This window comes from Pseudomonas sp. Root71, assembly GCF_001429045.1.
Taxonomy (GTDB): domain Bacteria; phylum Pseudomonadota; class Gammaproteobacteria; order Pseudomonadales; family Pseudomonadaceae; genus Aquipseudomonas; species Aquipseudomonas monachiensis.
In genome coordinates this window covers 82,816-95,965 of sequence record NZ_LMHY01000009.1, presented here as the reverse complement: position 1 = coordinate 95,965, position 13,150 = coordinate 82,816, and the positions used below count along the sequence as shown (strand labels likewise).

General features: G+C 56.9%; 7 protein-coding genes and 1 pseudogene. 6 read left to right on the top strand and 2 right to left on the bottom strand.

Annotation, left to right across the window (positions count from 1 at the left end; translation table 11 throughout):
* Positions 1–175: 175 nt before the first annotated feature.
* Positions 176–847: a tetratricopeptide repeat protein gene (locus tag ASD95_RS09335; protein ID WP_056727431.1), complete on the bottom strand. Its 672-nt coding sequence runs from the start codon at positions 845–847 to the stop codon at positions 176–178.
* Positions 848–1,642: 795 nt separating this feature from the next.
* Here ASD95_RS09335 and ASD95_RS09330 point away from each other — a divergent pair.
* The 3 genes and pseudogenes from ASD95_RS09330 to ASD95_RS30265 all read left to right on the top strand — a co-directional run.
* Positions 1,643–5,455, top strand: coding sequence for a beta strand repeat-containing protein (locus ASD95_RS09330; RefSeq protein ID WP_156385859.1), 3,813 nt, complete (start codon positions 1,643–1,645; stop codon positions 5,453–5,455).
* Between the two features lie 283 nt (positions 5,456–5,738).
* Positions 5,739–7,145 carry a DUF1254 domain-containing protein gene (locus ASD95_RS09325; protein ID WP_056727427.1) on the top strand — a complete coding sequence of 469 codons (1,407 nt, stop codon included), beginning with the start codon at positions 5,739–5,741 and terminating at the stop codon, positions 7,143–7,145.
* Between the two features lie 87 nt (positions 7,146–7,232).
* Positions 7,233–8,358 (top strand): annotated as a pseudogene (locus ASD95_RS30265) (DUF1254 domain-containing protein); the annotation flags it as partial.
* 43 nt (positions 8,359–8,401) lie between these two features.
* On the opposite strand, the gene ASD95_RS09315 reads toward ASD95_RS30265, so the two are convergent.
* The gene (locus tag ASD95_RS09315) at positions 8,402–9,295 is read right to left on the bottom strand and encodes a LysR family transcriptional regulator (RefSeq protein WP_056727425.1); all 894 of its coding nucleotides are present in this window, start codon (positions 9,293–9,295) and stop codon (positions 8,402–8,404) included.
* A gap of 96 nt (positions 9,296–9,391) precedes the next feature.
* Here ASD95_RS09315 and ASD95_RS09310 point away from each other — a divergent pair, with 96 nt between their 5' ends.
* The 3 genes from ASD95_RS09310 (at position 9,392) to ASD95_RS09300 (ending at position 12,898) form a co-directional block, all read left to right on the top strand.
* Positions 9,392–10,537 carry an alpha/beta hydrolase gene (locus ASD95_RS09310; RefSeq protein WP_156385857.1) on the top strand — a complete coding sequence of 382 codons (1,146 nt, stop codon included), beginning with the start codon at positions 9,392–9,394 and terminating at the stop codon, positions 10,535–10,537.
* Between the two features lie 45 nt (positions 10,538–10,582).
* Entirely contained in the window at positions 10,583–11,794 is a 1,212-nt protein-coding gene (locus ASD95_RS09305; protein WP_056727423.1) for an MFS transporter, read from the top strand.
* A 348-nt stretch (positions 11,795–12,142) separates the two neighbouring features.
* On the top strand, positions 12,143–12,898 hold the full coding sequence (locus ASD95_RS09300; RefSeq protein ID WP_056727421.1) for a hypothetical protein: 756 nt from the start codon (positions 12,143–12,145) through the stop codon (positions 12,896–12,898).
* Positions 12,899–13,150 lie beyond the last annotated feature (252 nt).

The following is a 13,150-nucleotide window of genomic DNA, read 5'->3' as shown; positions in this document are numbered from 1 at the left end:
AAATCCTGGCGATAAGGGCGATCGCGTCCGCTTAAAAATACGCGGACACCATCGCCCTTAATGCTGGAGTTCGGTAGGTGACTTGGCCGGACGCTTACAAACCGTGGTCCGCCCCTTATTGGCGGGCGGTAATTTGCTACCTGCGCCCCCTGTATTCCGGAGGACGCGTTTCAGCCTATTGCGATTCGCCGCCAGAGGTAGTCGTCGTAGTTTTCAAGTATTGATCCAGCGGTATCAGCAGATTTTTGGCTTGGCCTAGCTCATCCGAAAGTGTCTGGGCTGTTGTGATCATGTTGGCGGTTAAACCCCTGGTCGCTGCAATGTTACTTTTGGCTTTGTTTGTGGGCGAGTTGTCCATGGTTGCCGACTGTATAAGCAGAGCCAGGCCGAGATTTTTGTCCACCTTCACGCCATCGCCGCGCATATAAAGCATGCCCAGATTACCGACGGCGAGCGCATCGCCTTGCGCTGCTGCCTTGCGATACCACTGATTGGCCTGCGCAAAGTCCACGGCAGTGCCACGACCGTTTTCATACAGCACAGCGAGATTGTATTGCGCGTTGGAGTTGCCTTGCTGCGCAGATTTTTCATACCAACGAATTGCTTGTGTTTCGTCCTTGGCGACCCCGATGCCCTGCTCGTACATTAGAGCCACATTGAACTGGCCATCGGCGTTGCCTGTGTCCGCAACGGTGCTAAATTCCTTAAATGCCAGCGGCAAGTCACCGGCTTGATAGGCCGTAACGCCTTCCTCTAAGCCGGCTTGCGCCGGTCCGCTCAGGAAGCTGAAGATCGTCACGAGCGCTAGGGCTGTAGTGGAGTGAAGTATTCGATTCATCGCTATCATGTGAAAGTCTCTGGTTCGTTGGTGAAGACCGCTGATCTATGATTAACACTTCTAATGACAACCAGAGGCAGACCACAGCTTAGGCTGTTACGGTTTAATCGTGGTCTATCCGTCGATACTACTGCCCTCACATCTTTTTCGCGAAACTTCTCCGGTCTTACCGGTCACCTCTCGCTACAGCCCAATGCCAAGCCTTCGCCCCGCAATTCTGCAAGTTGCGACCGGCTGTTTCTGGCCGATTTCTGCCTTCCACAATCGGCTGAAATCGACCCAGGCTGACGGTGGCGACAAACAAAAAAGTCGGCCGATAGCTGTCCGTCACGAAGGGCCGCAGTCAACTGATGCAGTCATTTGTGATCGTCAAGCGTATGCCAAAAAGTAAGGACCACCGTCGAGAGCTAGTCCTGCCACCGGAGTCCAAATTGGAAAGTATGTCATCCACTGTTCTGTCCTAGCCTGCTTACCCAAGTGATGGGAAGCGACGACCGGACAAGCGGGATGGCAAATGGCTATATACACTAAGTGCCACTCTCTGTGCGGCCGGGCTCTGGAAGGTTGCAAGCGGGCGCTCTATGGCGACAGCGATGCGGACAGCACAGCCGAGTTTTTCACCCGGTTCACCGGCGCAAGCACCTTGGCCATGAGCGAACTGAATGAAAATGAGTGCTGACCTACGTTGCCTCGACGAATTTCGATGCAATGCCCGGCGGCTTCACCTCGCCTGTTACTGATGACAAATAACAACACCGCCGCGTGGGTTGCCACTTGCGGCCCTGCATAAAGGAAAAATCCCACATGGCCGTGATAACAGGCACTACGAGCAATGATGATCTATTGGGGACAAGTGAGGCCGACAGCATTACCGGCCTGGCGGGGGATGACATTCTCGACGGCGGTGGTGGTCAGGATACGGCTATCTATTCGGGCAACGCCGGCGACTACCGCTTCGGATGGAGCAACGGCCAACTGACGGTCACCGACCTGAATGTCGTTGGTGGCGATGAGGGTACCGATTACCTGCGCAATATCGAAAGCCTGCAATTCGCCGACAGGATTCTGAGCGTCAAGGCGGGCGGTGAAAGCCGGGTCAGTACGTTGACGCCGATGACTCAGGACAGTATCTCCATTACCGGGCTGGCCGACGGTGGGTGGCTGGTGTCCTTGCAGTCCTCTGATCCAGTCAATGGGAACGATATTTTAATCCAACGCTACAGTGCAGCAGGCGAGCGGTTGGGCGATGAGATTGCTGTCGCCCCTTCGCAATACAATCAGGAATACTCCGATGTCGCCGGGCTGGCTGACGGTGGCTGGGTGGTTACCTGGTACACCTATCTGCAGGTCGACACTGGCGACATCTATGCCCGGCGTTTCAACCAGGCTGGTGAAGCCGTGGGTGAACCATGGCGCGTCAATACCCACACGACTGAGAGCCAGAACAGCCCGGCTGTGACAGCACTGGGTGATGGTGGTTGGGTGGTGGTATGGATGTCGCGGGACGTCGCTGGCAATAACTTCACGATCGAGGCCCAACGCTATGACGCAGCGGGCATCGCTGTGGGGGGTGAAACCCAGGTCAACACGACGACAGGCGATAATCAGATCGTGCACTACAGCACTGACGTGACGGCCCTGAAGGACGGTGGCTGGCTGGTGACCTGGCATGCGAATCACCCAGACGAAAGCCGCTTCGATATCTATGCCCAGCGTTACGATGCAACCGGTAACAGGGTCGGCAGCGAAACTCAGGTAAACACCAACACGCTGGATGTCCAGTACATTCCTGCGGTCACGGCCTTGAACGATGGTGGCTGGCTGGTGAGCTGGTCATCCTCCAGCCTAGCTACCAATAGTAACGATATCTACTTCCAGCGCTATAACGCCAATGGTCAGGCGGTCGGCGGTGAAACCCTCGTCATAAACAGCCCTCACTATGCCACGCAGTCTCAGAGTCACTCCGATGTAACGGCATTGGCTGATGGCGGCTGGGTGGTGACCTGGGAATCGGGCGGCGAACAAGATGGCAGTGGGATGGCTATCTATGCCCAGCGCTACAACGCCGCGGGCCAAGCCGTCGGTGGCGAAACGCTGGTCAATACCACCACTGACGGCCATCAGGTTGCCGCTAAGGTCACGTCTCTGGACGACGGTGGCTGGGCAGTGACCTGGGTGTCTATAGGACAGTCCAGTCATGTCAATGACGGCGTCTATGTCCAGCGCTTCAGTGCCGATGGCACCGCGGTACGGCTGGAGGTCACTGGCGGGAGCGGTGATGACACGCTGAACGGTCAGGGTAACATGCTGTTGGCCGGGGGCACTGGCAATGATACTTATGCAGTGGGCGACAGCCTGATTCAACTTCGTGAAGAGCTGGGTGCCGGCACTGACACGGTCAAGTCGGCTGTGAGCTGGGTGCTGGGAGCCAACCTGGAGAACCTGACGCTTACAGGGACTTCAACGATCAATGGCACCGGTAACGGCCTCGCCAACACGCTGACCGGTAACGCCGCCGCCAATACGCTCAACGGCGGTGCCGGCGCCGATGTGATGAGCGGCGGCCTGGGCAATGACATCTACTACGTCGACCATGCCAGCGACGTGGTCAACGAAACCTCCGCCACCGGCGGCGTCGACACCGTCGTTTCCAGCGTCAGTCGCACCCTCGGCAACTACCAGGAGAACCTGACCCTCACGGGCAGCGCGGCGCTCACAGGCACGGGCAACAGCCTCGCCAACACGCTGACCGGCAACGCCGCCGCCAATCACCTCTACGGCGGTGCCGGCAATGACTTTTTAAATGGCGCCGCAGGTATCGACAGGATGACGGGCGATGAGGGTTCCGACATCTACTACGTCGACAACGCGGCTGACGTCGTGGTTGAAACCAATGCCACGGCCAGCACCGGCGGCAGCGACACGGTCTACAGTTTTCTCAGCGCCTACACCCTCGCTGCCAATGTCGAGAATGGGCGCGTCCTCGCCACCGGGATCGCCGGCCTGACGGGTAACGGCCTCGACAACACCTTCTATGCCGGGGTCGGCAACAACGTCCTCAATGGTGGCACCGGCGTCGATACCGCCTCCTACCTCTATGCCACCAGCGCAGTCACCGTCAGCCTGGCCGTGACCACGGCCCAGGCCACCGTCGGATCAGGCGCCGACACCCTGATCGCTATCGAAAACCTCACCGGCTCCAGCTACAACGACACGCTCAGGGGCAACGCCGCCGCCAACCTGCTGAGCGGTGGTGCCGAAAACGATACGCTCGACGGTGGTGCGGGCAATGACGTTTTGAATGGTGGCACTGGCGCTGACGGGATGACGGGCGGTGATGGCTCCGACCTCTACTACGTCGACAACGCTAGCGACGTCGTGGTGGAAACCAATGCCACGGCCAGCACCGGCGGCAGCGACATGGTCTACAGCTCTCTCGGCGCCTACACCCTCAGTGATAATGTCGAGAACGGTCGCCTCCTCGCCACCGGGGGCGCCGCCCTCACGGGCAACAGCCTTAACAACACCCTCTATGACGGGACCGGTAATAACGTCCTCAATGGCGGCACCGGTGTCGACTCTGCCTCCTACCTCTATGCCGGCAGCGCCGTCACCGTCAGCCTGGCCGTGACCACGGCCCAGGCCACCGGCGGCTCAGGCGCCGACACCCTGATCGCCATCGAAAACCTCATCGGCTCCAACTACAACGACAAACTCACGGGCAACGCCGCGGCTAACTTGCTCAACGGTGGCAGCGGTAACGATACGCTCGACGGTGGGGCGGGCAATGACGTTCTGGATGGCGGCGCAGGCCTCGACCGGATGACCGGCGGCGATGGGTCTGACCTCTACTACGTCGACAATACGGGTGACGTCGTGGTTGAAACCAATGCAACGGTCGGCACCGGCGGCAGCGACACGGTCTTCAGTTCCCTCAGCGCCTACACCCTCGGCGCCAATGTCGAGAGTGGCCGCCTCCTCGCCACCGGAGACGCCGGCCTGACGGGCAACAGCCTCAACAACACCCTTTATGCCGGCGCCGGCAACAACGTCCTCAATGGCAGCACCGGTACCGACACGGCGTCCTACGCCTATGCCGGTAGCGCAATCACCGCCAGCCTCGCCGTGACCACGGCCCAGGCCACCGGCGGCTCAGGTTCCGACACCCTGATCGCCATCGAAAACCTCACCGGTTCCAACTACAACGACAGGCTCACGGGCAACGCCGCCGCCAACCTGCTGAACGGTGGGGGCGGGAACGACATCCTCATCGGCGGTACAGGCAAGGATGTCCTCACCGGTGGCGCCGGCAGCGACATCTTCGATTTCAACGCCCTCGCTGAAACGGGGCTGACCAGCTCCACCTGGGACATCATCACCGACTTCACCCGGGGAGCCGACAAGATCGACCTGTCGACGCTCGATGCCAACGCGGCGACGACCGCCAATGACGCCTTCAGCTCGGTCATCGGCAGTACCGCTGCTTTCAACGTGGCCGGACAGTTGAAGGTTTCAGGGGGCGTGCTGTATGGCAATACCGATGCGGACAGCGCCGCCGAGTTCGCCATCCAGATAGTCGGTCTCAACAGCGCGACCACGGCGGACTTTATACTTTAACTTGCGGATCTGGCATCTGGCAGGGTGACGCGGAGCGGGTCACCCTGGATTTTCCAGACGTATCTGACTGTCTCCTTTTGGGCGTTTTATGCCCGTCGCGAAAGGCAGAAAACGAACCCAAAGCTGACTCTCGCATCTACCCGACGTTATCGACCAACAGCTGCTATTGCCTCTTGATGATTGAGGCACGAAAAACCGACTACGCTGTGAACGGCAAGTTAACAGTGCTGGTTAAAGTGTTTGAACAGCTGCGCCGCCCCGAAATTACTGGAGTTTGTCGATAATGAATATCAAACAGCTTAAAACTTCCACTTTGACGATGGCATTCCTGGGACTGCTGCCATTGTCGACGGTACATGCTCAGTCGGGGCTTACCGCTGAAGAAGCGCATGCCATTGGCATTGATGCCTACACCTATTTCTATCCGCTGTTGTCCATGGATGTCTCCCGCAAACAGTTCACCAACATTGAGCCTGGGAAAGAGTTCGGCAAAGGTCCGGCGAATACGTTCGTGAGCGTTCCGGCCTATCCGCCGGCAAATATGAAAGCGGTAGTTCGCTTGAACTTTGACACGCTCTACTCCTCCGCATGGCTGGACCTTACCAAGGAACCTTTGGTGATCTCCGCACCGGACACCGATGGACGCTATTACCTTCTGCCGATGCTCGACATGTGGACGGATGTCTTTGCCTCCCCCGGTTGGCGGACAACCGGCACCCGTGCGGGCAATTTTCTGGTGACCCCGCCCGGCTGGAGCGGAACTGTTCCGGAGGGCTTTACGCATCTTCCGGCCCCGACGTCTTATGTCTGGGTCATCGGCCGCACCAAGACCGATGGAGAGCCGGATTACGCAGCGGTGCATAAGATCCAGGCCGGTTACAAGGTGACTCCGCTCTCGCATTGGGGCAAGGCTGCGCAGCCGGTCACGGTGCGGATTGACCCGAGCATCGACATGAAAACACCACCCAAGGTACAGGTCGACACCATGCCGGCCGACCAGTACTTTGCATACGCCGCCGAACTTCTCAAGGTCAATCCTCCCCACGACACTGACCAGCCAATCATCGCGCAGATGAAAAAGATTGGTCTTGAACCCGGTAAGAGCTTTGACATCAACAAGCTCGATCCGGCATTGAAGCAAACTCTTGAGAAGGTACCGGCAGAAGCGCAAGAGCTTATGAAATGGAAGATGGAGACGATTGCCCGAGTCACTAACGGCTGGTCGATGAACACCGACACGATGGGCGTCTACGGCAATTACTACCTCAAGCGCGCCATCATTGCGCAACAAGGTCTCGGCGCGAACCTTCCAGAAGATGCAATTTACCCGTTGAACCTCGCTGACGACACCGGCAAACCGCTCGATGGCGCCAACAAGTACACGCTCCATTTCGACAAAAGTAATATCCCACCGATAAACGCATTCTGGTCTGTCACGCTCTATGACGATGAGGGCTTTCAGGTGGGGAACGTGCTCAATCGATTTGCCGTCAGCAGTTGGATGCCGTTCAAAAACAACGCAGATGGTTCCCTTGACCTGTACATCCAAAACGAGAGCCCTGGCAAAGAAAAGGAGGCCAATTGGCTGCCTGCGCCCGAGGGCGCGTTCAATCTGACCATGCGTCTTTATGCACCCAAGCCCGAAGCGCTCAATGGCAAATGGAACCCTCCATCGGTTAAGCGGATATAAACAACCAGAGGTTCGACTGAGTCCAATGCGAAGCAGTTATCGACTAACCGCTTCGTATTGAGCGAGTACAGAGGCAGGGTTCGACGATCGTTTGCCTGGCTGGACTTGCGCGCGGAGCCGATGGTGATCTCGGTGCCGGCGGTGGATAAGCGGCGTTACTACTCGGTGCAGCTAATCGACGGCAACATCTACAACTACGGCTACATCGGCAGCCGTGCCACCGGCAGCGAGCCAGGCGACTACCTGGTGGTCGGTCCCGACTGGAAAGGGGCGCCCCTTCCGGGATCAAGAAAGTCTTCACCTCGACCACTCCTTTCGCCTTGAGCGGCTTTCGGACTCAGTTCTTGAATGCCAAGGACATGCCGAATGTCGAGAAGGTGCAGGCGGGTTACAAGGTCCAGCCGCCTTCCTCTATCAACCCGCGCCGTCTACTGCGCCGAAGATTGCTTTCCTGCCGGCTACCACGGCAGGCATCAAGGCCAACTTCTTCGAATACCTGTCGGCCGCGCTGGACTATGTGCCGCCATCGGCTGAGGACAAGGAGATCCGGGCCAGGCTGGCCAGTATCGGCGTGGGCCCCGGCCGCAGCTTTGAATTCAAAGACCTCTCGTTCGAGCACAAGGCCGTGGTCCTGCTCGGGATGAAGGCCGGTGACGAACAGGTGGACAAGTTCCTCGCGGGCGGGACGAAGAAAATCAACGGCTGGAGCGTCGGCGCGTTCTTCGGCGACCAGGCGTTCTACAAAGGCGACTGGCTGAAGCGGGCTGGCGCCGCGAAGGGCGGCATTTACGGCAACGACGCCGTCGAGGCGATATACCCCTACACGCGCACCGGCGGCACCGGCCAGACGCTGGATACCAGCAAATGCAACTACACGCTGACCTTTCCGGCCGGCAAACTGCCGCCCGTCAATGCCTTCTGGTCGGTGACCATGTACGACGGCAAGAGCCAACTGCTGATCAAGAACCCGCTCAATCGCTACCTGATCAATTCGCCGATGCTGTCGGCGATGAAGAAGAACGCGGATGGTTCACTGACGCTGTACATCCAAAAGGATTCGCCGGGCAAGGCCAAGGAGTCCAACTGGTTGCCGGCGCCTGACGACACGGCCTATCTGTTGATGCGCCTCTATTGGCCGAAAACCACGCCGCCTTCGATTCTTCCCGCTGGCGAAGGCAGCTGGCAACCACCGGCGCTGGTAGTTTCAAAGTAGTGCGACCCAAAGCAGACGTAGCTGCGCGTCGCATATAAAACGCTCAACTTCTATATTTCAGCGCCTCCACCAATGCAGAAAAGGCGGGAGACGCCTGGCGTCTGTTGGGGTAATACAAATGGTAGCCCTGAAACACAGGGCACCAGTCGGCGAGGACTTCTTTGAGTCGGCCGTCGGCCAGATAGGGTGCGACCAACTCCTCTGGTACGTAGGCCAGACCAACGCCATCAACGGCAGCATTGAGAACATGCATGATGCTGTTGAAAACGAGTTGCCCATCTGCCTTGACCGTAAACGCCTGGCCATCTCGTTCAAACTCCCAGGCGTAAATCGCCCCTGATGGCCTGTGTCGAATATTGACGCAGTCATGGGCCGTCAACTCATGGGGCGTCGCTGGTGCCGATTTGCGTTCGAAATACGCCGCAGATCCCACCACCGCCAACCGCCAATCCGGTCCTATGCGAACCGCAATCATGTCCTTGCTGATCGATTCACCCATGCGAATGCCGGCATCGAAGCGCTCCTCGACCACGTTGGTGAATCCATAGTCGACGTAGAACTCCAGTGTGATATCCGGGTAATTCTTCAAGAAACCTGCAAGCATCGGCCGAATGCACAACTCAATCTGATCGTCAGTGCAGGAAATACGAATCGTGCCACTGGGCTTGTCCCGTAATTCGCTCAAGGCTTCAAGCTCAACAGCGATCTGATCAAAAAGCGGGGCGATCGAGCGCATCAATCTTTCTCCCGCCTCTGTCGGCGACACATTGCGTGTCGTGCGGGCCAGCAGACGTATCCCAAGTCTTTGTTCAAGTGCCCGGATCGTATGACTCAGCGCAGAAGGTGTAATGCCCAGTTTGGCGGCGGCTTTGGTAAAGCTTTGATCGCGCGCCACTGCCAGAAAAGCTTGGAGATCGTTGACTTTGGTATTGGCCATTGCTGAGTTTTTCTCAAAACCACATGAAGATTACGCCTACTAATCAGGGTACCTCGAATCCGTCAAGCTCTGTCACCTATCTGGAATGGAGTACTGATGATGAGCGAGACACCTGTAACCCTCCCTGAAGCTATAGCAGCCTTGACCCCTCCAGGGCTTGATCGGCGCGAATTCGTAAAGGCCACCGGCGTCAGCATTGCGGCTCTGGGCATCCTTTCGGTCGCAGGCGGGTCGGCCTTCGCAGCTGACTCGAAAAATGCGGTCAGCCCGCCAGAGGGCGCCGACAATTTTTATAAAAGCGACAAGGTCACTGTGCAGAAGGTGACCTTCAAGAACTCATACAATCTTCAGATCGTGGGCAATCTTGTAACGCCCAAAAATCTGGCTCGAAACGTTAAAGCACCGGCGATTATCGTCGGTCATCCCATGGGAGCAGTCAAAGAGCAAAGCGCCATGCTCTATGCACAAAAGCTGGCGGAACAAGGCTTCATCACGCTGGCGATTGACTTGCCGTTCTGGGGAGAGAGTGAGGGCCTGCCTCGTAACCAGGTTGCCCCCGAAATGTATGCCGACGCATTCAGTGCCGCGGTTGACTACCTGGGTACGCGGGACTTTATCGATCGCAAGCGTATCGGCGTGCTGGGTATCTGTGGCAGCGGTGGCTTTGCCATCAGTGCGGCCAAGATGGATCTGCGTTTGAAAGCCGTGGCCACCGTCAGCATGTACGACATGGGCGCCGTCACCCGTCATGGTCTGGGGCGCTCAGTGACTGTCGAGCAACGCCAGGCCATGCTCGCCAAAGCCTGCGAGCAACGCTACGACGAGTTTTCTACCGGAACAATGCAATTTCTGAACTATCTGCCTACGCAGCCTGGCAAGGAAACCGACCCGGTAACTCGCGAGTTTTGGGACTTCTATCGCACGCCACGCGGTATCCATATCCCTCATGGCAGAACGTTGGAACTGACGCAAAACCGCGCCTTGACCAGTGAAGTCCGGTTCGTGAATTTCTATCCATTCAACGATATCGAGACGATTTCCCCGCGTCCGCTGCTGTTCATCGCTGGCGATCAGGCGCACTCCAGAGAGTTCAGCGAGGACGCCTACCAACACGCCGCCGAACCCAAGGAACTGGCCTGGGTTCCCGGCGCGGGTCACGTGGATCTGTACGACCGTGTGAACTTGATTCCCTGGACCAAACTCACCGCCTTTTTTACCCGGCACCTGACGGTGGTTGGATAAAAGGCAAGTGCTTCTGCCAACAACTATTGGAAGAGAGGTTTTTGAATGACGGCTCAAGTATTCGACACCCCGGCAGGTGATGCTGTCGGCACGCCGGGGACTGGGGAACTGCCGGCTTACTGGAGTGGCATCTTTGCGATGACACTGTGCGTATTCGCTCTGATCGCTTCGGAGTTCATGCCTGTCAGTTTGCTTACGCCGATTGCATCGGATCTGCAGATCAGTGAAGGACTGGCCGGGTATGGGATCGCCGTCTCCGGCGCCTTCGCGGTGCTGACAAGCCTTTCGATTTCCAGGCTTGCGGGATCAATGGACCGCAAGACGCTGTTACTTCTACTGACAGGAATTATGTGCGCGTCGGGGCTGGTGGTCGGTCTGGCGCCAAACTATACGGTGTACATGATTGGTCGTGCGCTGATCGGCGTGGTGATAGGCGGGTTCTGGTCGATGTCGGCGGCAATGGCCATGCGCCTGGTACCGTCCCATAGCGTGCCCAAGGCCCTGGCAATCTTTAACGGCGGCAATGCTTTGGCAACCGTAGTGGCCGCACCACTGGGAAGCTATCTGGGGAGTGTCATCGGTTGGCGGGGTGCTTTCTTCTGCCTGATTCCGGTAGCGATCGTCGCGTTGATCTGGCAGTGGATCAGCCTGCCAGCCATGACGGTGGCGCCGCGCAAAGCAGGCGCTGGCAATGTCTTTCGATTGCTCAAGAGCCCATTGGTCAGTTTCGGCATGTTGAGTGTGGGGGCTTTTTTCATGGGGCAGTTTGTACTCTTCACCTATCTGCGCCCGTTCCTGGAGACCGTTACTGGTGTAGATGTCTCCATGTTGTCGCTGATCCTGCTGGTCATCGGCGTGGCGGGTTTTGTCGGGACCATCCTGATCGGTACTTTCCTGAAGTTCGGCATGTATCGCGTCCTGGTCTGCATTCCACTCTTGATGGCCGCCATTGCACTTTCCTTGATTGTCCTTGGCGGCGGAGTCGTGGCAGCTTTTGTATTGCTGGGGCTGTGGGGCCTGATCGCGACGGCAGCACCTGTGGGGTGGTGGTCGTGGTTGGCCAAGGCGTTACCCAAGGATGCTGAGGCGGGTGGCGGCCTGATGGTGGCAGTCATTCAGCTATCCATTGCTCTGGGCTCTACCCTCGGCGGCCTGCTGTTCGACGGGAGCGGTTATCGCATGACATTTCTCGCAAGCTCTATCTTGTTGGTTCTCGCCACAGTGATGACCTTTTTCACATCGCGAAACCAGGCTTGAGAAGGCAGATTTGAGTAAGTCAGGCAGCAGTCCGTAATTTGCCAGATCGGATTTGATCCAACGTCTGCTATTGGCCGGTTGAATCCACAGTCGTTTTCTGCCTGTCGTGACAGGCTGAAAACTGTCCGCGGCAAGCCAATTGCAGTCCTCCGCGAAAAACTACAATCGAACAGCGGTTTTCGAATATGCCTATAAATCCCTAGACGGCTCACTCCGACGGCATTTGATTGTAGATAAGAATAGGAATTTCAACTGACAACTGTGGCTTGCGGAAAAAATGCACTTCAGAAAAATGCAAATTAACCGACATAGCAGGGGGAGCTTTATCAATCATGCCAAGGAACATCCATGCGATACCCACTTAAATTCGGTGCAATTGCAGTAACAATCGCATTCATAGCGGGGTGCGGTCCCAAACCACCTGGCTGCGACAACGAAACGGTAGCAAACATTATCGGCGATGATGTCAAGAGCCAGATTCGGCAAGTACTCATCGACAACGCTAGACCTATGGTAGGCGGGCCGAAGGTAGACGAAACGGAAATTCAATCCATCCTGTCGGAGTTCAAACCCAAATTAATAAGCACGCGTACCACCAAGGTCGATGCTGCGATCAACAAAAGTTATTGTGCCGGAAAAATAGCTTTCGATGTCTCGAAAGATGCACTCTCGCGCGCGACAAAAGGAATGGACCACAACAACCTCGATAGCTCAATGAATTTGCTACTCATGGGGGTTTGGACGCATTCTCCGAATGGAGATTTCGACGCATATGGAGCCAAAGCAGGTATTAAAACCGGAGAGCGTGAATATGCTCAGGACATCGAATATACCGCGCAGCCTACAGATAATGGCGATCAAATGTATGTCGAGTTCAGTAAGTCACCGACCGTTACATCCTTTTTAGCGCAGCTGTCGTCAGCAGCCATCAACGGGAACCGACCTCCGAGACTAGCTCAACCAGTACCAGTTGCTAACAGCACAGACCCCGATAAATGCGTCGAAGGTAAGGTCGCAGAATTCCGTAGGAGCCAAGGTGAGGAAGCCCCTGTGATGAACGATATGCTCGAAGAATGGGAGCAGGATTGTGCTAATGGCCGGTAACTTTTCTAGCCGGAGACAAAATCGTATCGGTTGAGTCTGCACGAAAAGAGACTTTGAGGATGATCGCCCAATCTATTGGGTAATTGTCGAGAGAAAAAAAACCTCCGCACGCTCAGCGTGTGGAGGCTTTTTCCAATATGCGTTGATACCCTTTCTTTTAGCGGTCTGCATCATCCTTGATTTAGGTTGACTGACTTCCTCAGGGCGTGAAGCGGACTGTCGCCTGGGCGAACTCTGAGCGGTTTGGTATTC